This window comes from Speluncibacter jeojiensis, assembly GCF_029589495.1.
Classification (GTDB): Bacteria; Actinomycetota; Actinomycetes; order Mycobacteriales; family Mycobacteriaceae; genus Speluncibacter; species Speluncibacter jeojiensis.
In genome coordinates this window covers 192,752-213,174 of record NZ_JAAIVF010000007.1, presented here as the reverse complement: position 1 = coordinate 213,174, position 20,423 = coordinate 192,752, and the positions used below count along the sequence as shown (strand labels likewise).

At 69.3% G+C, this 20,423-nt stretch carries 20 protein-coding genes; 10 read left to right on the top strand and 10 right to left on the bottom strand.

Going from position 1 to position 20,423, the window contains the following annotated elements; genetic code table 11:
• Window positions 1–101: 101 nt before the first annotated feature.
• Window positions 102–608 carry a hypothetical protein gene (locus G4X40_RS19760; RefSeq protein WP_277835025.1) on the top strand — a complete coding sequence of 169 codons (507 nt, stop codon included), beginning with the start codon at window positions 102–104 and terminating at the stop codon, window positions 606–608.
• A gap of 61 nt (window positions 609–669) precedes the next feature.
• Here G4X40_RS19760 and G4X40_RS19755 read toward each other — a convergent pair whose 3' ends face one another.
• Window positions 670–1,992 carry a PhoH family protein gene (locus tag G4X40_RS19755; RefSeq protein WP_408642256.1) on the bottom strand — a complete coding sequence of 441 codons (1,323 nt, stop codon included), beginning with the start codon at window positions 1,990–1,992 and terminating at the stop codon, window positions 670–672.
• A gap of 273 nt (window positions 1,993–2,265) precedes the next feature.
• Between G4X40_RS19755 and G4X40_RS19750 the strand changes: the two genes are divergently transcribed.
• On the top strand, window positions 2,266–2,718 hold the full coding sequence (locus tag G4X40_RS19750; protein WP_277835023.1) for a nucleoside deaminase: 453 nt from the start codon (window positions 2,266–2,268) through the stop codon (window positions 2,716–2,718).
• 35 nt (window positions 2,719–2,753) lie between these two features.
• On the opposite strand, the gene G4X40_RS19745 is transcribed toward G4X40_RS19750, so the two are convergent.
• Window positions 2,754–3,479 carry a TetR/AcrR family transcriptional regulator gene (locus G4X40_RS19745; protein ID WP_277835004.1) on the bottom strand — a complete coding sequence of 242 codons (726 nt, stop codon included), beginning with the start codon at window positions 3,477–3,479 and terminating at the stop codon, window positions 2,754–2,756.
• A gap of 111 nt (window positions 3,480–3,590) precedes the next feature.
• On the opposite strand from G4X40_RS19745, the gene G4X40_RS19740 reads away from it, so the two are divergent.
• Window positions 3,591–4,802: an FAD-dependent monooxygenase gene (locus tag G4X40_RS19740; protein WP_277835003.1), complete on the top strand. Its 1,212-nt coding sequence runs from the start codon at window positions 3,591–3,593 to the stop codon at window positions 4,800–4,802.
• A 33-nt stretch (window positions 4,803–4,835) separates the two neighbouring features.
• Here G4X40_RS19740 and glyA read toward each other — a convergent pair whose 3' ends face one another.
• Window positions 4,836–6,140: a serine hydroxymethyltransferase gene (gene glyA, locus G4X40_RS19735; protein WP_277835000.1), complete on the bottom strand. Its 1,305-nt coding sequence runs from the start codon at window positions 6,138–6,140 to the stop codon at window positions 4,836–4,838.
• Between the two features lie 91 nt (window positions 6,141–6,231).
• Complete coding sequence (locus G4X40_RS19730; protein ID WP_277834999.1) at window positions 6,232–7,434, bottom strand: DUF885 domain-containing protein; 1,203 nt, start codon at window positions 7,432–7,434, stop codon at window positions 6,232–6,234.
• A gap of 149 nt (window positions 7,435–7,583) precedes the next feature.
• On the opposite strand from G4X40_RS19730, the gene coaA reads away from it, so the two are divergent.
• A complete protein-coding gene (coaA, locus tag G4X40_RS19725) occupies window positions 7,584–8,516 on the top strand; it encodes a type I pantothenate kinase (protein WP_277834998.1) in 933 nt (310 codons plus the stop codon).
• Between the two features lie 9 nt (window positions 8,517–8,525).
• Here the strand turns inward: coaA and G4X40_RS19720 are convergent, their stop codons facing one another.
• A complete protein-coding gene (locus tag G4X40_RS19720) occupies window positions 8,526–9,170 on the bottom strand; it encodes a TetR/AcrR family transcriptional regulator (protein ID WP_277835221.1) in 645 nt (214 codons plus the stop codon).
• 174 nt (window positions 9,171–9,344) lie between these two features.
• Between G4X40_RS19720 and G4X40_RS19715 the strand changes: the two genes are divergently transcribed.
• Both G4X40_RS19715 and G4X40_RS19710 read left to right on the top strand, forming a co-directional pair.
• Window positions 9,345–10,673, top strand: coding sequence for a flavin-containing monooxygenase (locus G4X40_RS19715; protein WP_277834996.1), 1,329 nt, complete (start codon window positions 9,345–9,347; stop codon window positions 10,671–10,673).
• On the top strand, window positions 10,670–11,839 hold the full coding sequence (locus tag G4X40_RS19710; protein ID WP_277834995.1) for a serine hydrolase domain-containing protein: 1,170 nt from the start codon (window positions 10,670–10,672) through the stop codon (window positions 11,837–11,839). The genes G4X40_RS19715 and G4X40_RS19710 overlap by 4 nt, the downstream gene beginning before the upstream one ends.
• Before the next feature lie 54 nt (window positions 11,840–11,893).
• Here G4X40_RS19710 and G4X40_RS19705 read toward each other — a convergent pair whose 3' ends face one another.
• Window positions 11,894–12,661 (bottom strand): isoprenyl transferase, encoded by a 768-nt coding sequence (locus G4X40_RS19705; RefSeq protein ID WP_277834994.1) that lies wholly within the window; start codon window positions 12,659–12,661, stop codon window positions 11,894–11,896.
• Between the two features lie 114 nt (window positions 12,662–12,775).
• Here G4X40_RS19705 and trhA point away from each other — a divergent pair, with 114 nt between their 5' ends.
• Both trhA and G4X40_RS19695 read left to right on the top strand, forming a co-directional pair.
• Window positions 12,776–13,450, top strand: coding sequence for a PAQR family membrane homeostasis protein TrhA (trhA, locus tag G4X40_RS19700; RefSeq protein WP_277835219.1), 675 nt, complete (start codon window positions 12,776–12,778; stop codon window positions 13,448–13,450).
• A 201-nt stretch (window positions 13,451–13,651) separates the two neighbouring features.
• Window positions 13,652–14,758: a 3-deoxy-7-phosphoheptulonate synthase gene (locus G4X40_RS19695; RefSeq protein WP_277834992.1), complete on the top strand. Its 1,107-nt coding sequence runs from the start codon at window positions 13,652–13,654 to the stop codon at window positions 14,756–14,758.
• A gap of 42 nt (window positions 14,759–14,800) precedes the next feature.
• Here the strand turns inward: G4X40_RS19695 and G4X40_RS19690 are convergent, their stop codons facing one another.
• Genes G4X40_RS19690 through mca form a run of 3 tightly spaced genes read right to left on the bottom strand, consistent with a single transcriptional unit; the run spans window position 14,801 to window position 18,052 of the window.
• Entirely contained in the window at window positions 14,801–16,810 is a 2,010-nt protein-coding gene (locus G4X40_RS19690) for a thioredoxin domain-containing protein (protein WP_277834991.1), read from the bottom strand.
• 28 nt (window positions 16,811–16,838) lie between these two features.
• Complete coding sequence (locus tag G4X40_RS19685) at window positions 16,839–17,174, bottom strand: hypothetical protein (RefSeq protein WP_277834989.1); 336 nt, start codon at window positions 17,172–17,174, stop codon at window positions 16,839–16,841.
• Entirely contained in the window at window positions 17,174–18,052 is an 879-nt protein-coding gene (mca, locus tag G4X40_RS19680) for a mycothiol conjugate amidase Mca (protein WP_277835217.1), read from the bottom strand. Before mca ends, G4X40_RS19685 begins: the two co-directional genes overlap by 1 nt.
• Window positions 18,053–18,278: 226 nt before the next feature.
• Here mca and G4X40_RS19675 point away from each other — a divergent pair, with 226 nt between their 5' ends.
• On the top strand, window positions 18,279–18,722 hold the full coding sequence (locus tag G4X40_RS19675; RefSeq protein WP_277834988.1) for a DUF4307 domain-containing protein: 444 nt from the start codon (window positions 18,279–18,281) through the stop codon (window positions 18,720–18,722).
• A 221-nt stretch (window positions 18,723–18,943) separates the two neighbouring features.
• The gene (greA, locus tag G4X40_RS19670; protein ID WP_277834987.1) at window positions 18,944–19,441 is read left to right on the top strand and encodes a transcription elongation factor GreA; all 498 of its coding nucleotides are present in this window, start codon (window positions 18,944–18,946) and stop codon (window positions 19,439–19,441) included.
• A gap of 234 nt (window positions 19,442–19,675) precedes the next feature.
• On the opposite strand, the gene G4X40_RS19665 is transcribed toward greA, so the two are convergent.
• Complete coding sequence (locus G4X40_RS19665; RefSeq protein ID WP_277834986.1) at window positions 19,676–20,326, bottom strand: hypothetical protein; 651 nt, start codon at window positions 20,324–20,326, stop codon at window positions 19,676–19,678.
• Window positions 20,327–20,423 lie beyond the last annotated feature (97 nt).

Below are 20,423 nucleotides of genomic sequence, written 5' to 3'. Positions count from 1 at the left end.
AATTGGGGAGTTACCACAAGGCGACCGCGTGGCCGTCTGACGCCGTGCTGTAATGGCGCCGCCCGGCAACGGGTGAAACGTGAACGAAGGGAACAGAGTTGATGACTGGCCGTAATGTGCTGCGTGCGGTGATCACCGCGGCGTCCGTCTGCGCCATCGGAGGTGCTCTCGCGCCGCTGGCCGGTGCGGCCACCACGGCCCCGCTCCCGCCGAAGGTCCAGGCCAGCTTCGACATGTGGTCGAATGCGACGATCACCGTGAGCAACCCGAACACCGAGGCGTCGGCCTGCGGCGTGGCCGTGATCAAGCTTCCCAGCGGACTGCAGTTGCTGCCGACCCAGGTCTTCCCCACCGGATGGAGTCAGGCGACCGGCAACTGGGCCGCCTTCCCGAATGCCGCGGCAGCAGGTCAGAGCGCCACCTACTCGATCTCTCATCTCGCCAACGGCAACTACTCGTACGTGGCGGCCTGCGCCGATGCCTCCGGCCAGGTCTCGTCGACCGTCACCGAGCAGTTCTCGGTCGTCAACGCCGTCCCGGCCCCGATGCTCGGCTCGATGGAGGGCGTGCTCGGCCCGATCGTCGGCAACGCGATGAAGGCGAACTGAGCGCGGCGACAACCTCACCCAGGAGGGTCGGCTGCCCCGGGCCGCCGACCCTCCTGGTGACTCACACCCCCGACGTGTACTCCTCGAGCATGTCGGTGACCAGTTCCGCGATCGCCGACCGTTCACTACGGGTGAGCGTGACGTGCGCGAACAGCGGGTGCCCCTTGAGCTTCTCGATCACCGCGGCCACCCCGTCGTGCCGACCGACCCGCAGGTTGTCCCGCTGCGCGACGTCGTGGGTCAGCACCACCCGCGAGCCACGTCCCAGCCGTGACAGCACGGTCAGCAGCACGTTGCGCTCGAGCGACTGCGCCTCGTCGACGATGACGAACGAGTCGTGCAGCGAGCGGCCCCGAATGTGCGTGAGCGGCAACACCTCCAGCATGCCGCGACTCAGCACCTCCTCGAGCACGGCCGGGCTCGCCAGCCCCTCGAGGGTGTCGTAGACGGCCTGCGCCCAGGGCCCCATCTTCTCGTTCTCGGAGCCCGGCAGGTAGCCGAGTTCCTGGCCGCCGACCGCATACAGCGGCCGGAACACCACGACCTTTCGATGGCTGCCGTGTTCGAGCACCGCCTCCAGGCCCGCGCACAGCGCCAGCGCGGACTTTCCGGTCCCGGCGCGGCCGCCGAGCGAGACGATCCCGACGCTCTCGTCGAGCAGCAGGTCGAGCGCGATGCGTTGCTCCGCCGACCGTCCGTGCAGCCCGAACGCCTCCCGGTCGCCGCGCACCAGTTGCAACCGCTTGTCCTCGTTCACCCGCGCGAGCGCGCTCGACGTTCCGCCGAGCAACCGGACACCGGTGTGGCAGGGCAGATTCCGCGCCTCGGTGAGGTCGAGCACCCCTTGTTCGAAGATCCGGTCGACGTCGGCGTGGGTCACCTCGAGCTCGGTCATGCCGGTCCATCCGGAGGTCACCACGTCCTGCGCGTGGTACTCGTCGGCGGGCAGGCCCATCGATCCCGCCTTGACCCGCAGCGGCGTGTCCTTGCTGACCAGCACCACGTCGCGGCCCTCCGCCGCCAGGTTCAACGCGCAGGCGAGGATGCGCGAATCGTTGGACTCCGTGCGGAATCCGACCGGGAGGACGGCGGGGTCGGTGTGATTGAGTTCGACGTGGATCGTGCCGCCCTGACCGCCGACCGGGATCGGCCGATCGAGCCTGCCGTACTCGATGCGCAGGTCGTCGAGCATCCGCAACGCCTCGCGCGCGAACCAGCCGAGTTCGTGGTGGTGACGCTTGCCCTCGAGTTCGGAGATCACGACCAGCGGCAGCACCACGTGGTGTTCCGCGAAGCGGGTGACCGCCCAGGGGTCGGAGAGCAGGACAGAGGTGTCGAGAACGTAGGTGCGAGCGGGGCCCGAGCTTGCCGAAGTGATCGACACGGTGACTCCTACGCCGGCGCGGCACCCGCACAGGCGGTTGTTCGCTGGGCCGGTCGGTCTCCTGGTGGACTCAGCGCCCACGGGGACCGGGCGCCGGTCCCCTCGTGCCGAACAACTCCGTCACGACCGAAAACCTCCCGGACGGGCGGCGTTTCATGCCGCCCGTTGCCACTCACGCTACGACCTCGGTCCGACAGGATGCCCGATCGACACGATGAACAATCCGTGAACGGCGCATCATGTCTCCAGGAGCCCACCGAGGGGAACGACGACATGACCCGACGATCCGAGGTGCGTTCGTGCTACGGCGTCGCGCTGGCCGAGGCGCTGGCGGGCCTCGACGAGGGCGGCATCCCCATCGGCGCCGCGCTGTTCCGCGGCGAGGAACTGATCGCGACCGGTCGCAACCGCCGGGTGCAGGACGACGATCCGATCCTGCACGCGGAGATGACGTGCTTCCGAAACGCCGGCCGGCGCACCGACTACGCGGACCTCACGCTCTACTCGACACTCGCGCCGTGTCCGATGTGCACGGGCGCGATTCTGCTGTTCCAGGTGCCGCGGGTCGTCGTCGGTGAGAGCCGGACGTTCGCGGGCGAACTCGACCTGCTGCGCCGGCGCAGCGTCGACGTGATCGTCCTCGACGATGCCGGATCCGCACAACTCATGCGCACCATGATGTCCGCGCATCCCGAACTGTGGTCGGAGGACATCGGCGGGCGCTAGCCATCAGCTCGTACCGGGTACCGGCGTCGTGCCGGTCAGCCCGCACGGCGCGCGACGAGGGCCTCCAGTCCGTCGAGAATCCGGTCGACACCGAAGCGCAGAGCGTCGACCCGGTCCGGCGCCGCAGCCGCCTGTTCACCGAGCGCCTCGACGACCTCGGGGAACAGGTCGCCTGCCGCCGTCATCACCTCTGCCATCTGCTCCAGCAGCTGCTCCTCCACGGCGTCCGCACCCACGCCCCTCGACTGCTGGGCCAGGCTGCGAACGTGGCCGTTCAGGACCACGACGGTGTCCAGCCGTTCCGCCCCGGTGAGCCCGATCCCCGCCATCGAGGCCAGCGCACACTCGAGCCAGCCGAGCTCGTGCGGCCCCATCGGCCGGATGCCGGCAGACAGTTCGACCGACCACGGATGCGCTCGGTACCTCCGGAAGATCTCCTCAGTCCACAGTCGCAACTCCGCCCGCCAGCATGGCTCTCCTGGAACCCGCTGCGCCGCGGCGCGGTCCGGCGGCAATCCCAGGGCCTGCTCCAGCATCAGCGCGGTGAGCTCCGCCTTGCCGGGCACGTATCGGTACAGCGACATCTTGGTGTAGCCGAGCCGGTCGGCCACTCGCTGCATCGACACACCGCCCAGCCCCTCGACGTCGGCCAGCGTGATAGCCGCGCCGACGATCACCTCCAGCGACAGCGACGGCTTCGGACCACGCCGGGACTTGCGCCCTGTACCCCAGAGCAGCTCGACAACGGTCGGAGCCGACATCGCATCTTCCTTCCAGAAAATCGGGGTTGACCCGAAACTGTGTCTACCATACGCTCTTCTGTGTCCATCAGAAACAGATTCTACTAGATACAGTTTCAGAGCGGAGTATCCATGCACACCAAGACCGTCCTCATCTCGGGTGCGAGCATTGCCGGACCTGCCCTCGCCTACTGGCTCGACCGCTACGGCTTCGACGTCACGGTCGTCGAACGCGCCCCCGAGTTGCGCCCAGGCGGGCAAGCCGTCGACTTCAAGGGCACCACGCATCTGACAGTGCTGGAGCGGATGGGCATCCTCGACGCCGTGCGGGACCGGCAGACCGGCGGCGGCGACATGGTGATGGTCGATGACAACGGCAACCCTCGTTCGCTGATCTCCGGCGACTTCACCGGGGGCGATGTGGAGATCCTGCGCGGCGACCTCGCCGAGCTCCTCTACACGCGCACGGCGGAGAGTTGCACCTACGTCTTCGGCGACTCGGTCCGCGCGCTCACCGACTGCGCCGACGGGGTGCGGGTGGAGTTCGAACACGGTCCTGCCCGCACCTTCGACCTCGTCGTCGGCGCCGACGGCGTGCACTCGCGGGTGCGCAGGCTGGCTTTCGGGCCCGAACGCGACCATGTCCGCCACCGCGGCTACTACTACTGCCTCGCCAATTCGGCGACGGGCCCCCGGCGCACCGACGGCCCGCGACGTGAGGTGTCCTACGCGCACAACACGCCGGGCAAGCTCGCGGTCAGCGGAGGTCCGAAGGCCGAACAGCTGTACATGTTCGCCGCACCCGAACTGGACTACGCACGCGATGACGAGCAAGCTCAGCGCCGAATCGTCAAGGAGACCTTCGCCGGAGTCGGCTGGGAGGTCCCGCGCATGCTGGTGGAACTGGATGAGGCCGCTGACTTCTACCTTGACTCGCTCAGCGTGGTGAGAATGCCGTCCTGTGTCACCGGCCGCATCGCGTTGGTCGGCGACGCCGGATACGGCAACACACTTGCGGGATTCGGGACCGGACTGGCCGTGGTCGGCGCCTATGTGCTGGCGGGCGAGTTCGCCCTCGCCGCCGGCGACCACACCGTGGCACTTCCCCGCTACGACGAGATCATGCAGCGCTACAACCAGATCGCCGGATCCAGCAACCCCGGCCGCTTCCTGGCCCCGAAGACCCGGATGGGCATCCGCGTGCGCGACTGGTTCGTCGGCTCATCGATGTTCGAACTGATGATCAAGTTCGGTGACCGGGGCGCCAACGATATCGACCTGCGCGACTACCCGACGCTGGTCGAGGCTCCGGAAACGACCGACGCGCCCGCGAGTCGGCATTGAACCGCTCGTGGGCGCGTCGACAGTCGTCCGAAGTCAGACGAGCTTCCAGTCCTCCAGACCCTGATACAACGGGTAGTCCTGGGCCAGCTTGGTCACCCGGGCGCGCAGCGCCGCGACGTCGGCCGACTGGCCGGCCGCGAGCGCGGTGCCGATGATGTCGGCGACCTCGGTGAACGCCTCATCGCCGAAGCCGCGGGTGGCCAGCGCCGGGGTGCCGATGCGCAGGCCCGACGGGTTCATCGGCGGGCGCGGGTCGAACGGCACGGCGTTGCGGTTGACGGTGATGCCGATCTCGTGCAGCAGATCCTCGCCCTGCTGGCCGTCGAGCTGCGAATTGCGCAGGTCCACCAGCACCAGGTGCACGTCGGTGCCGCCGGTGAGCACGGAGATGCCGTTGCCGGCGACGTCGGCCGCGGACAGACGCTCGGCCAGGATCTTCGCGCCGGCGAGCACCCGCTGCTGACGCTCGGCGAACTCGTCGGAGCCGGCGATCTTCATCGCGACGGCCTTCGCGGCGATTGCGTGCATCAGCGGCCCGCCCTGCTGACCGGGGAAGACGGCGGAGTTGAGCTTCTTGGCCCACTCCTGCTTGGCCAGGATCATGCCGGAACGGGGGCCGCCGAGGGTCTTGTGCACGGTGGTCGAGACGACGTCCGCGTGCGGCACCGGCGACGGGTGCAGGCCGGTCGCGACCAGCCCGGCGAAGTGCGCCATGTCGACCCACAGCTTGGCACCGACCTCGTCGGCGATCGACCGGAACGCCGCGAAGTCGAGCTGACGCGGGTAGGCGGACCAGCCGGCGATGATCACCTGCGGGCGCTCGGCCAGCGCCTTCTCGCGGACGATGTCCATGTCGACGACGTGGGTGTCCTCACGCACGCCGTAGGCGGCGACCTGGTAGAGCTTGCCGGAGAAGTTCAGCTTCATGCCGTGCGTCAGGTGCCCGCCGTGCGCGAGGTCCATGCCGAGCAGCTTCTCGCCCGGGTTCATCAGCGCCATCAGCACCGCGGCGTTGGCCTGCGCGCCGGCGTGCGGCTGCACGTTCGCGAAGTCGGCCCCGAACAGCGCCTTGGCGCGCTCACGGGACAGGTTCTCGACGACGTCGACGTGCTCGCAGCCGCCGTAGTAGCGACGTCCCGGGTAGCCCTCGGCGTACTTGTTGGTCAGTACCGAGCCCTGCGCCTGCAGCACCGCGCGCGGCACGAAGTTCTCCGAGGCGATCATCTCGAGGGTGTCGCGCTGACGGCCCAGCTCACCGGCCATCGCCTCCGCGACCTCGGGGTCGAGTTCGGCGAGCGAGGCATTCATGCTCGAGGTGGCGGGCGATACAGAGGTCATCGAGGAGGCTCCCAGGTCTGCGGACGGTCGGCCGATGCGGGCATCAGCCCAAGTCTACGAAAGACCACGTAGACGAACCAATCCAGGGTTCTCAGCCCAGTTCGGCCCGGATCTGCGACGGGATCAGCGGCTCGTCGAGCAGCCGGACGAACCGCTGCGCCGTCGGCATCCCGGCGGGCCGGACCTCCAGCCACCGCTGCAGCAACCGGTAGCCCTCCACATAGGTGCTGATGTAAGCCCGCCACAGCGGCGAGGACAGGAACCGCAGCGTCTGCCGGGCCCGCTCGGGGGTGCTCACGCTCCAGCGCTGCAGGAACGCGGCGACCTCGTCGGCGTCGGCGCCGCGGTCGTGCAGCAGCAGCGCCGCGTCCTGACGCACCCCGAGCAGGTTCGACGACGCCGCGGACAGCCGTTCGGCCCGCTCGCCGTCGAACCGCAGCCCCAGATCGGCGTAGATCTCCTGCGCCCACCGGCCCCAGCCCGGCCCCACCGCCGCCTCGAGCGCCAGGTCTGCCAGACCCTCGGCCATCAGGCATTGCGGGGTGTTGACCAGGAAGATCGTCTGCTCGCGCTGCCCGGCCCCGACCAGGCCCGCCTCCTTGCGGCAGTGCTCGGTGTGGTGGCCCGGGTAGGCCTCGTGCGCGATCAGCCGCGGCAGGTGCGACATGTACTGCTTGAGGTCCGAGTTGATCGCCACCTTCGACCGGTAGCCGCCCAGGTAGTAGTTGAAGCCCGACCACGGCTTGTCGCCGACCACCTCGTACTCGACGATCTCGCCGTCGGGCAGCGCGTAGTCGGCGCGCACACGGTCGCGCAGCGCGCTGGAGAAGGCCTCCACACACTCACCGAGGCGCTCCGGCGGGATCTCGTCGGCGGCGCGGTGTGCGAACATCCGCTCGGACAGCGTCCCCGGGCCGGCCAGCACCTCGTCCATCGCGCGGTGTGCCTGGCGGTAGTCCTCGACGTCGCCGAGCTCGATGCGCACGTCGAAGTACGCCTCGACCTCGTCGACGAACCCGATCCGGTCGCCGGCGAACTTGCGTGCCGAACACTCCAGCGCCCGCAGGTGCGCGGCGACGAAGCCCGCTCGGGAGGGTTCCAGGCCGTTGCCGGGGATTCGGGCGATCAGTTCGGCGGCGTCGCGTGCGAGCGTCCGCGGCTCCGGCGCGGGTTCGTTCTCGACGCGGCGACGCAGGGCCGGGTCGCCGGTGTACGCATCGACGAACCCCTCCTCGAGGCGGTCGAACCGCAGTCCCAGCAGCAGGTACTCGTCGATCAGGTCGGAAGTCTCCACGCCTGCCGAGCCTAGCGACCCGACCGCCGTGGGTGACCCGGCTCGCTCCGGACCCACCGGACAGTGTTGACTCACGTTATGCACCGCGACTCCACCAGTTGCCGTCCCGGCCGCTGTCCGCACGGACCGCACCCGCGCGAGGTCCGCGAATGTCACGGGTGAGCGAGCCCAGCCCGTACGTCGAGTTCGACCGCAAGCACTGGCGTGACCTGCGTAAGTCGACTCCGCAGGTGCTCACCGAAAAGGACCTGCACAAGCTGCGGGGTCTCGGTGAACAGATCGACCTGAACGAGGTCGCCGAGGTCTATCTGCCGCTCTCGCGTCTGATCCACCTGCAGGTCGCCGCCCGGCAACGCCTGTTCGCCGCGACCGGCACGTTCTTGGGCGAGAAGCACCCCGACCGCCAGGTGCCGTTCGTCATCGGCGTGGCCGGCAGTGTCGCGGTGGGCAAGTCGACCACCGCGCGCGTGCTGCAGGCACTGCTGTCCCGCTGGGACACCCACCCGCGCGTCGATCTCGTGACGACCGACGGCTTCCTGTACTCCTCCGCCGAACTGAGCCGGCGAGGCATCATGCACCGCAAGGGTTTTCCCGAGTCCTATGACCGCCGCGCACTGCTGCGGTTCGTCACCGAGGTCAAGTCCGGCGCCGCCGAGGTGTCCGCACCGGTCTACTCGCACGTGTCCTACGACATCGTCAAGGGCGAGCGGCAGTGGGTCCGCCAGCCCGACATCCTGATCCTCGAGGGCCTGAACGTGCTGCAGACCGGCCCGCGCCTGATGGTCTCGGACCTGTTCGACTTCTCGATCTACGTCGACGCCCGCATCGAGGACATCGAACACTGGTACGTCAAGCGTTTCCTGGCGCTGCGCAGCACCGCCTTCGCCGACCCCAACGCGCACTTCCACCACTACGCGGCGCTGTCGGACGAGCACGCGACGATCGCCGCCCAGGAGATCTGGCACTCGATCAACCGCCCCAACCTGGTGGAGAACATCCTGCCCACCCGCCCGCGGGCCACGCTGGTGCTGCGCAAGGACTTCGACCACACCATCAATCGGTTGCGGCTGCGCAAGCTCTGATCCGGCCGGTCACGCCGAGTCGGTCGGCCGACACGATCCATCTGCCGTCGCGCTCAGTGCCGGGTACCAGATGTCGGTGAGCACGTCGGCCGCCGCGGCGCGGGACACCTCGATCGTGCCCTGCACCGCCCACCGGGTGAAGAAGCGCTCGAGCTGGGTGACCATCAACTCGATCCGCAGCCGCGCCTCGGGGCGACGGTCCTGCGGCCAGCGCGCCAGGTAACGCGGCATCGCCTCCGGCAGCGCGTCGATCGCCCCCTTCGCCGCCTGACGGAACGACGGCTCCAGCGTCAGCGCCTCGTCCCAGGCCGGCAGGATCTCACGGTTACGGTCGAACCAGTCGATGGCGCGGCGCATCCACTGCGCGAAGTCCTCCCGCGCGCCACCGACGAGCACGTCGTCGAGTTCCGCGTAGAGCTCGACGGCCCGCGGCGCGGTCGTCTCCGCACCGATGCACTGCAGGACGTCGAGCTTCCCGGAGAAGTGCAGGTAGAAGGTCGCCCGGCTGCAGCCGACGGCGCTGGTGATGTCGTCGACCGTCACCGCCGCGTAGCCCACCTCGGCGAAGCGGGTGCGGGCCGCGTCGAGCAGCTGCCGCCGCGTCCGCTGCTTCTGCCGGTCGCGCTGCGACGGCCGCTCCCCGCCTCGGGGCACCGCGCCGGCACGGGCATGGTCGCTCTCACGGGATCTCGTCTTTCCCTCCACGGCCACCAGCGCACACCGCATCGGGACAATTCACAAGTCGACTCGCTTGACAGTGCGTCAGCGAGCGCGTTCTATGAGCCGCATCACATGCTTGAAACGGTATGCGCGGAAAGGGACACGACCATGCCCACACCCACGGTCTGCATCATCGGTGCAGGATGCTCCGGATTCACCACGGCCAAGCGGCTCAAAGACTTCGGCATCGCCTACGACTGCTTCGAGATGTCCGACGACGTGGGCGGCAACTGGTACTACAACAACCCCAACGGCAAGTCCGCCTGCTACCAGTCGCTGCACATCGACACCTCGACCACGCGGCTCGAGTTCGAGGAGTACCCGGCGGGCAAGGACTGGCCGCACTTCCCCCACCACACGCTGATCCACCAGTACTTCCGCGACTACGTCGACCACTTCGGCGTGCGCGAGACCATCACCTTCAACACCGCGGTCGAGCGTGCCGCCCGGCGCACCGGCGGCGGCTGGGAGGTCACCCTCGACACCGGTGAGACCCGCACCTACGACGCGCTGGTGGTCGCCAACGGGCACCACTGGAACCCGCGCATCCCCGAGTATCCCGGCAGCTTCGACGGCACGGTCATCCACAGCCACGACTACCGCACCCCGTTCGAACCGGTGGACATGCACGGCAAGCGGGTGATGGTCGTCGGCATGGGCAACTCGGCGCTGGACATCGCCTCCGAGGTGTCGAGCCGGTCGGTCGCCGAGCACCTGTGGCTGTCGGCGCGGCGCGGCGTGTGGGTGCTGTCGAAGTACCGCGGCGGCAAGCCCGCCGACAAGATGATGATGCCGCCGTGGATGCCGAAGAAGCTGGGCCTGGCCATCTCCCGTCGGGCGATCAAGAAGACCCTCGGCAACATGGAGGACTACGGCCTGCCCAAGCCCGACCACGAGCCGCTGTCCGCGCACCCGTCGGTGAGCATCGACTTCCTCGCCAAGGCCGGCTCCGGCGACGTGACCTGCGTGCCGGCGATCGCGCGCCTCGACGGCGACGCCGTTGTCCTGACCGACGGACAACGCATCGAGGTCGACGTCCTGGTGTTCGCGACCGGCTACCAGATGACGTTCCCGTTCTTCGACGACGCCGACCTGCAGCCGGACTCGGACCACCGCTATCCGCTGTTCAAGCGGATCATGAAGCCCGGCGTCGACGACCTGTACTACGCGGGGCTGGCGCAGTCGTCGCCGACGATCGTCAACCTCGCCGAACAGCAGAGCAAGCTCATCGCTCGGCACCTGGCAGGGCAGTACGTGCTGCCGCCGGAACACGAGATGTGTGAGCTGATCACGCACGACGAGAACAAGCACCTGGCGCAGTACTACAACGCTCCGCGGCACACCATCCAGATCGACTTCGCCCGCTACACAAAGGATCTGCTCAAGGAGATCGAGGCAGGCGAGAAGCGCGCACAGAGCCCCGTGGGTGTGCGTTGACGACCACCGCCACCGAGGAACGCAGCGAACCGGTCCTCGACGGCGTCTGCGCGCCCGGATTCGAGGGCGTCCGGGAACTGTTGCGGCACAATCTCGAGACCGGCGTCGAGCTGGGGGCGTCGCTGTGCGTGATGTCGGGCGAGGAGGTCGTCGTCGACCTGTGGGGCGGGACGGCGGACGCCGCCTCGGGACGGCCCTGGACCCGCGACACCGTCGTCAACACCTACTCGATCACGAAGACGATGACCGCGCTGGCCGCACTCGTGCTCGTCGACCGCGGCCTGCTCGACCCCGATGCACCGGTCGCGGAGTACTGGCCCGAGTTCGCCGCGGCCGGCAAGCAGACGGTCCTGGTCCGGCACGTACTCGGGCACACCAGCGGCCTGTCCGGATGGGACGAACGGATGCGTGTCGAGGACCTGTACGACACGCCATCGGCTGCGGATCTGCTTGCGCGGCAGGCACCGTGGTGGACGCCCGGGGCGAGTTCCGGCTACCACGCGATGTCCTTCGGCACCCTTGTCGGCGAACTGGTGCGCCGGATCACCGGCGTGAGCCTCGGCCAGTTCTTCGCCGCCGAGGTCGCCGTACCACTGGGCGCCGACTACTGGATCGGCGCACCCGAATCACTTCTCGCGCAGCCGGAACGGATCGCCACGCTGGTTCCTCCCCCGCCCACCGGGTTCGACTACGCCTCACTGCCCACGGACAGCCTCATGCTGCGGACGCTGACGAACCCGGCGTTCGCTCCCGCGCTCACCACCGATCCGGGCTTTCTCGCCGCGGAACTGGGCGCGGCGAACGGGCAGGGCAACGCGCGCTCGGTGGCACTGGTGCAGTCGGTGATCACCTGCGGCGGCACGGTCGGCGGGCGCCGCTTCGCCGCTCCGGAGACCGTCGGGCGGATCTTCGAGGTCCAGGCCGACGGCAGGGACCCGGTGCTCGGCGCGCACGTGCGCTTCGGGCTCGGCTGGGCGCTGCCGAGCCCGTCGATGCCCGGCGTGCCCGCCGGCCGGGCGTGCTGGTGGACCGGGTTCGGTGGCTCGGTGGTGGTCGCCGACCTGGACCGCAACCTCACGATCGCCTACGTGATGAACAAGATGGGACCGCAGCTGGTCGGGTCCGCGCGGGCCAACCGGTACCTCGACGCCGTCTACGGGCGTTGACGCACCCTGTGTGGGAGTTGCGTGGTCCCGACCCCGCAACTCCCACACAGGGGCTCAGGCCCCGAACCTACGGTGCCGCGCGGCGTAGTCGCGCAGCGCGCGGAGGAAGTCGACGCGCCGGAACTCCGGCCAGTACGCCTCGGTGAACCAGATCTCCGAATAGGCGCTCTGCCACAACAGGAATCCGGACAGCCGCTGCTCTCCCGAGGTGCGGATGACCAGATCGGGGTCGGGCTGCCCGGAGGTGTAGAGGTGCTTGCCGATCGCGTCCGGCGTGATCGACTCGATCAGGTCCGGGCCGCCGACTCCCCTGTCCATCTCGGACTGCAGCAGCGACCGCGCCGCATCGCAGATCTCCTGCCGGCCGCCGTACCCGACGGCGACGTTGACGTGGGTCCCGGTGCGCCCCTCGGTGCCGTCGGCGGCATCCCGCAGCCGGCGGGCCAGGTCGTCCGGCAGCAGCTCGAGCGCGCCGACGATGCGGACCCGCCAGTTCTTGCCGGGGCCGGAGATCTCCTCGACCACGTCGGTGATGATCTCGAGGAGGGTGTCGAGTTCCTCGGCGTCGCGGCGCAGGTTCTCGGTGGAGAGCAGGTAGATGGTGGCCATCTCGATACCCGCGGCGTCGCACCAGCCGAGCATCTCGGCGATCTTCAGCGCACCCATCCGGTGGCCGTGACTGACGTCGGTGAATCCGTTCTCCCGCGCCCATCGACGGTTCCCGTCGCACATGACCGCGACGTGTCGCGGTCGCTGGGCACCCTCGAGTCCCCGCCGCAGTCGCCGCTCATACAGCCGGTACAGCGAATCCTGCACCTTCACCCGATCATCACCACGGCTAGCGAGCCTACGCCGTGCGATCCACGCCACTCCGACGACCGCAACCGGCGCCGCCCGGACAGAAACCTACGGTACCGTAGGTTCGTGCCGACGCAGATGGTGAAGCCCCAGGCAGCCCCCGAAACGCACCCGGTCAAGCCCCGCATGCGTGGCTGGATCCACCTCTGGGCGTGCAGCGTCGCCGTCGTGGCCGGAATCACGTTGGTGGCGGTGTCGTGGCCTCTGGTCGGCACCCGCGCAGCGCTGGCGACGGCGATCTACAGCCTCACGGTGTGCGGCCTGTTCGGGGTCAGCGCGACCTATCACCGGATCACCTGGCGGACCGTGCGCGCCCGCACCCGCATGAAACGCGCGGACCACTCGATGATCTTCGTGTTCATCGCGGGCAGCTACACGCCGTTCGCGATGTTCGGGCTGCCGCCGTCGACCGGACGTGTGGTGCTGGCGGTGGTCTGGACGGGCGCGCTGGCGGGGGTCGTGCTGAAGATGCTGTGGCCGACCGCCCCGCGTTGGGTCGGCGTGCCGCTGTATCTGTTGCTCGGCTGGGTGATCGTGTTCGTCGCCCCGACGCTGGTGCACACCGCGGGCATCGCGCCGATGGTGCTGCTCGCCGTCGGCGGCGTCTTCTACAGCGTCGGAGCCGTGCTCTACGCCACCAAGTGGCCCGATCCCTGGCCCGCCACGTTCGGCCACCACGAGTTCTTCCATGCCGCCACCGCAGTCGCCGCGATCTGCCATCTGGTGGCGGTCTGGCTGGTCGTGTTCGGGTAGCTGCTATGCTCGTCGGCGTGATTGTGGTCCGCGCATATTGGCGCTTTACCTCGGCTCCGGGTGGAGTCGGAGGTTCAGTGCGCTGACCCCCCATTCCATCCGGAGCCCAAGGCAGAGACGTTCGTCTCTGCCTTTCGCCGTTAACGAGGCGGGCACCGGATCACTTCAGGCCCGCCGCCACACTTCGCGGAAGGTCCATCAATGACTGTCGATCTCGACACTGCAGCCGAGCCCACGACCGGCACCGATCTCGACCCGGCCCACACCAGCGACCTCAACATCGCCGAGTTCCGGCCGCTGCCCTCGCCCGCCGAGTTGCTCACCGAGTTGCCGCTCGGACATGACCGCGCCGAACTGGTGACCCGCAGCCGCGACGAGGTCCGCGCGATCCTCTCCGGCCTCGACGACCGCATGCTCGCGGTGGTCGGCCCCTGCTCCGTGCACGACCCGTCCGCCGCACTCGAGTACGCGCGACTGCTCGCGCCGGTCGCCGAGCGTCTGCGTGAGGACGTGTGCGTGGTCATGCGGGTGTACTTCGAGAAGCCGCGGACGACGGTCGGCTGGAAGGGCCTGATCAATGACCCGGGGCTCGACGAGTCCTACGACGTGCCGCGCGGTCTGCGGGTGGCGCGCACGCTGCTGCTCGACGTGCTCGACACCGGCCTCCCGGTCGGGTGCGAGTTCCTCGAGCCGACCAGTCCGCAGTACATCGCCGACACCGTCTCGTGGGGAGCGATCGGCGCGCGCACCACCGAGAGCCAGGTCCACCGCGAACTCGCCTCCGGGCTGTCGATGCCGATCGGGTTCAAGAACGGCACCGACGGCAACGTGCAGGTGGCGGTCGACGGCTGCGGCTCGGCGCGTGCCGGCCACGTGTTCTTCGGCACCGACCCTTCGGGACTGTCCGCGGTCGTCCGGACCACCGGCAACCCGGATCCGCACGTGATCCTGCGCGGCGGGCGAGGTGGCACCAACTACGGGCCCGAGGACGTCGCCGCCGCGGTTGCGCTGCTGGAGAAGGCCGGCCTGCCTGCGCGCCTGATGGTCGACGCCAGCCATGCGAACAGCGGCAAGTCGCACGTGCGGCAGGCGGAGGTCGCCCGCGAGCTGGGTGCGCAGGTCGCCGACGGCTCGGAGTCGGTCGCGGCCGTGATGCTGGAAAGCTTCCTGGTCGCCGGCAACCAGAGCATCGACGCCCAGCCGCTGACCTACGGCCAGTCCGTCACCGACGCGTGCATGGACTGGGCGACCACCGAGACGCTGCTCGAGGATCTGGCCGCCGCGGTCCGCGCCCGCCGCGCCCGCTGAGCCGTGAGGCGGGTTGCGGGGTCCCGGACCCCGCAACCCGCCTCACAGGGCGGCGCGGAGGGCGTCGACGGTGGTCACCGGGCGGTCGCAGACGAACCCCCGGCACACGTAGGCGGTCTCGAGCCCGCCCTGCAGCGGACGGTCCTGCAGCAGCGGCGTCGACCCGGGTGTGCCTGCGACGACCACCGCACCACCGGGGGCGTGTCGGCGCGCCGCGGCCAGCAGCGGACCCGCGCCTTCCGTGCCCACGACGGCGACCTGGATCGGCCCGCGCACCTGCGCCTCGGCGACCGCCATCCAGTGTCCGGCGGACCGCGGTGCGCGCCGCAGCAGGACCGCGGCCCGCGCGATCGTCCCGGCTGCCGCCGCGCCGTAGCGGGCGGACGCCTCGGGCCCGGCGAGCGCGGCCGCCGTCAGCAGCGCCTCTGCCAGCGTCGATGCTCCGGAGGGGGTGGCGCCGTCCATCGGATCGCGAGGTCGGTGCACCAGCGCCTCGGCATCGTCCGCGCTGTCGAACCAGCTGCCCGGCTCGGCGGGATCCACGAAGTGGGCCAGCGCGTCGTCGAGCAGCCGGCACGCCGCGTCGAGCAGGTCGGCGTCGCCGGTCGCCTGGTGCAGGGCCAGCAGCCCGACCGCCAGACACGCGTGATCGTCAAGCGCGCCCGGCGCCTGCCCGACCACGCCGCCGAGCGAGGCGCGGCGCAGACGCCCGTCGACCAAGTGCCGGTCGAGGAGCATCCGCGCGCACCGCTGCGCCGCCGCGATCCACTCGGGCCGGCCCAAGGCCAGGCCGGCCTCGACGAGCGCGGTCACCGCGAGCCCGTTCCAGGCGGTCACGACCTTGTCGTCCCGGCCCGGCTGGGGCCGGAGGTCGCGGGCGGCGAGCAACGCGGACCGCACCCGCTCCGACCGCGCCGGATCGTCCGGATCGGCACGCAGCTGCAGAACGGACGCGCCGCCCTCGAACGTCCCGGCCGAGGTCACCGCCAGCAGGTCGGCCGCCCACCGGCCGTCCTCGTCGCCGAGCACCTCGGTCAATTCGGCGGGCGTCCACACGTAGGTCGCGCCCTCGACGCCGTCGGTGTCGGCGTCGAGCGCCGAGGCGAATCCACCCTCGGCGGTGGCCAGGTCGCGCAGCAGGAACTCGGCGGTGCGCGCGGCGACCGCGGCCGCCGCCGGCGACCCGGTCAGCCGCGCCAGGTGCGCATAGGCGCGCAGCAGCAGCGCGTTGTCATAGAGCATCTTCTCGAAGTGCGGGACCACCCAGTCCGCGTCGACCGAATAGCGCGCGAAGCCGCCGGCGAGCTGGTCGTGGATCCCGCCGCGCGCCATCGCCTCGGCGGTGCGGACCGCTGCGGCCAGCACTCTCTCGTCGCCGGTGCGTTCGACGTGCCGCAGCAGCGCCTCCAGCAGCGCGGACGGCGGGAACTTCGGTGCACCGCCGAACCCACCGCGCTCCCGGTCCTCGTCGGCGAGAACCGCGTGGACGGCGGCGTCGAGCAGCACGGCGTCGACCGGCACGCCGGTGTCGGGCAGTCCCGAGGAGGCCCGCCGCAGCTCGGTGACGACCGCCGCCGACGCCTGGAGCACGTCGTCGCGGCGGTGCGTCCAGGTGTCCGAGATCGCGGTGAGCAACTGCGGGAACGACGGCATTCCCGCCCGTGGCTGCGGCGGGTAGTAGGTGCCGCAGTAGAACGGCTCCGCGTCCGGGGTGAGGAAGCAGGTCATCGGCCACCCGCCCTGACCGGTCATCGCCAGCGTCGCGTTCATGTACACCGCGTCGAGGTCGGGGCGTTCCTCGCGGTCGACCTTGATGCACACGAAGCCACGGTTCATCACCTCCGCGACCGCGGGGTCGGAGAACGACTCGTGGGCCATCACGTGACACCAGTGGCACGACGAGTAGCCGATCGACAGCAGCACCGGCACGTCCCGTTCACGCGCCCATGCGAGCGCCTCGGGACCCCACTGCTGCCAGTGCACCGGGTTGTCGGCGTGCTGGAGCAGGTAGGGACTGGTGGCCTGGCCGAGGGTGTTGCGGTCGTGACTCACGTGCCCAAACCTAGCCGGTCGGATGCGCCTATCCGGCGGGTGTGTGCGGCGGCGCGGCGCCGCCGCTGGGGGCCTGCTCCTCGAGGTGGTCGCCGGTCGGCTGCGACGGGCGGCGGTCGGTGCCGTCGTCGGCGTCCTGGTCCGCCTCGGGGTTGTCCCGCTCGAACTTGTCGGGCAGCTTGCGCAGATGCCGGTTCATCGACCTGATCAGCAGGAAGGTGCCGATCAGCAGCAGCAGGATCAGCACCAGGCCGATCGGGGACGCCTTGCCGAACTCGGGTCCGTTCGGGTTGTCCTTGTTCGGGTCGACGAAGTCGGCGTGCCACAGGACACCCTGAGCCAGCAGTAGTGTCGCGGACTGCATCACTTGTCTTCTCCCGTGTCGATGCCGGCGAACAGGTCGTCCTCGGGGATCGCGGTGCTCACCCTGGTCTTGGCGAGCTCGTACTCCTCGGTGGGCCAGATCTTCTGCTGAATCTCCAGCGGCACCGCGAAGAACGATCCGTTGGGGTCGATCTGCGTCGCATGCGCCCGCAGCGCGTCGTCCCGCTGCGGGAAGTATTCGCCGCAGGTGATCTGGGTGGTCACGCGGGCCATCAGGTCACCCTGCTCGGTCTTCCATTTCTTCAACCAGTCTGCCATCGGGAACTCTTCGCCGCGCCGCTCGTACTCCTCCTGGAACAGCACGAGGCGCTTGCGGATGAATCCGTGCGAGTAGTAGACCTTCAGCACCTCCCACGGATCCCCGGCGTCGGGAAAGCGCTGCGGGTCCGCGGCGGCCTCGTAGGCGGCCATCGAGACCTCGTGGCACCGGATGTGGTCGGGGTGCGGATACCCGCCGTTCTCGTCGTAGGTGGTGATCACGTGCGGGCGGAAGTCTCGGATCACCCGCACCAGCGCCTCGGTCGACTCCTCCAGCGGCACCAACGCGAAGCAGCCCTCGGGCAGCGGCGGCAACGGGTCGCCCTGGGGAAGGCCGGAGTCGACGAACCCCAGCCAGGTCTGCTCGACGCCGAGGATCTTCGCCGCGCGCGCCATCTCCTCGCGGCGGACCTCCTCCATCCGGTCCGCGATGCCGGGCACATCCATCGCGGGGTTGAGGATGTCGCCACGCTCGCCGCCGGTGAGGGTGACCACCAGCACCTCGTGGCCCTCCGCCGCGTAGCGCGCCATGGTCGCCGCGCCCTTGCTCGATTCGTCGTCGGGATGCGCGTGCACCGCCATGAGCCGCAGACCGCCCACTTGTACCCTCACCTCTGCTTCCGGGGACCGTCTCGCCGGTCCCGGTCGGATCCTCGCGCCGGCATCGTCATAAGGTGGAACCGCGGTGCCCGCCGACGGTGGGCCACGGATCTTCCGGTATCAACGGATGCCATCGGGTCCATAGTCCCATCCCGTCGGCCGGAGCACTGCAGTGGCCGAAGCATTACCCCGAACCGATCGCCCGACCGAACCCGAAAGCATCACCATGAACAGCACCGCAGCGCCGGAATCACCACCCGAGGGGCGGTATCCGACCACCGGCGGGACGCCGCGGTCGCGGCGGGCGACCCGCGTGGCGCTGACGGTCGTGGTCGTCGCATTGGGCCTGGCCATCGCGTATATCGGCTACATCAAGTTCTCCAGCACCAACGACCTGAGTTCCAAGATGGTCTCGTTCGACGTCAAGAACGACTCGACGGTGCAGATCGACTTCACCCTCACCCGGGACGACCCGTCCCGCCCGGCGTCGTGCATCGTCCGCACCAAGTCCCGCGACGGCGCCGAAACCGGCCGGCGCGAGGTGCTCATCCCGGCCTCGAAGGACAAGACCATCACCTTCCGTACCGAGTTGACGACGTCGGCACCGTCGGGTTACGCCGACGTCTACGGGTGCGGATACAACGTCCCGAGCTATCTGAAAGCGGGCTGACCAGGACTTTTCTCGACCTCACCCCTCCCCGATCAGTCCGGCGCGGACATCGCGATCACCTGCCGGGCCGCTCCGTCGGTGCTACCATTGTCGGATACACGGCTCCGGGCTGGAGTCGTGTATTGCTGCATTTGCGCCGGACGTGGGTGGATCATGGAGCCACCACGTCCCAACGGCCGCCGACACGCTCGGCGGCACCACTTACTTAGGGAGTGACGAGGATGACCGAGACCCAGGTGACCTGGCTGACCCAGGAGTCACACGATCGGCTCAAGAGTGAACTCGACAGTCTCATCGCGAACCGCCCGGTCATCGCCGCCGAGATCAACGAGCGGCGCGAGGAAGGCGATCTCAAGGAGAACGGCGGCTACCACGCTGCCCGCGAGGAGCAGGGTCAGCAGGAGGCGCGTATTCGCCAGCTGCAGGAGTTGCTCAACAACGCGAAGGTCGGCGAGGCGCCCACCCAGTCCGGCGTCGCGCTGCCGGGCTCGGTCGTCAAGGTCTACTACGACGGTGACGAGTCGGACACCGAGACGTTCCTCATCGCCACCCGCGAGGAAGGCGCCCGCGACGGTCAGCTCGAGGTCTATTCGCCGAGCTCCCCGCTCGGCGGCGCGCTGATCAACGCGGCCGTCGGCGACACCCGCGAGTACACGCTGCCCAACGGCTCGAGCATGAAGGTCACGCTGCTCAGCGCGGAGCCGTACCGCGGGGTGTAGCCGCAACAACCCCCAGCCCACGAAGGCGGCCCGCGACCGGATGATCCGGATGCGGGCCGCCTTTGTGCGCACGGGGTGCCGGCGTGCCACAGACCGACGCTGCGCGCGGAGGAGATCACCATTTCGCAAGCCTCGATAAACCATCAGAATCTGCCGGTTTATGGAGGCTTGCGAACGCGCGTCGTCGGTCGGGGCTGTCCCGCTCGATCTCCACCCGCAGACGGCCGCCGGTCGCTAGAAGTTCCAGTTGATGCCGGTCGAGCCGACCCCGACCGAGCCGATGCCGGTGACGACGGACCCGTTCATCGTCGAACCGGTGTTGCCGAAGCCGTTGTTCGACGAACCGGTGTTGGCCGAGCCGTTGTTGGTCGAACCGGTGTTCGCGGATCCCACATTGCCGGAGCCTGTATTGGCCGAGCCGACGTTGCCCGACCCGGTGTTCGCCGACCCCACGTTGCCGGAGCCTGTGTTCGAGGAGCCGATGTTGTTCGATCCGGTGTTGTTCGGCCCGACGTTGTACGACCCGGTGTTGTTCTCGCCCATGTTGTTGGAGCCGACCGCGCTGGACGTGTGCGAGGACATGCCCGACGACCCTCCGCCTGAGCTGCCCGGGGCGCTGCTGATCCCCAGCAGGCTCGCGACGTCGCTGCACGGCAGCACCATGCCCGGCGCCACCGCCTGGGCCAGCACCTCGATGTCGGAAAGGCCGACCGGCCTGCAGGCGTGGATCGCGGCCGCCTGCAGCGAACCGGTGTCGGATGAGCCGGTGTCGGCATGCGCGATGCCCGTGGTCCCGAACGCGAGCGTGGCGAGCGTCGAGCAGACGAACAACGCGCGCACCGTGGTGCGTCGCGGGCCTGCGATCGCGTGCTTGGCAGCCATCATGAAGCGCTCCTCCTCGGGCCGCAGAGCGTGACTGGACCCACAGCAGAATCCGATCTTGCAGCCGTGACGGTACCGTTCCGCGTCACCGATCGCCTGC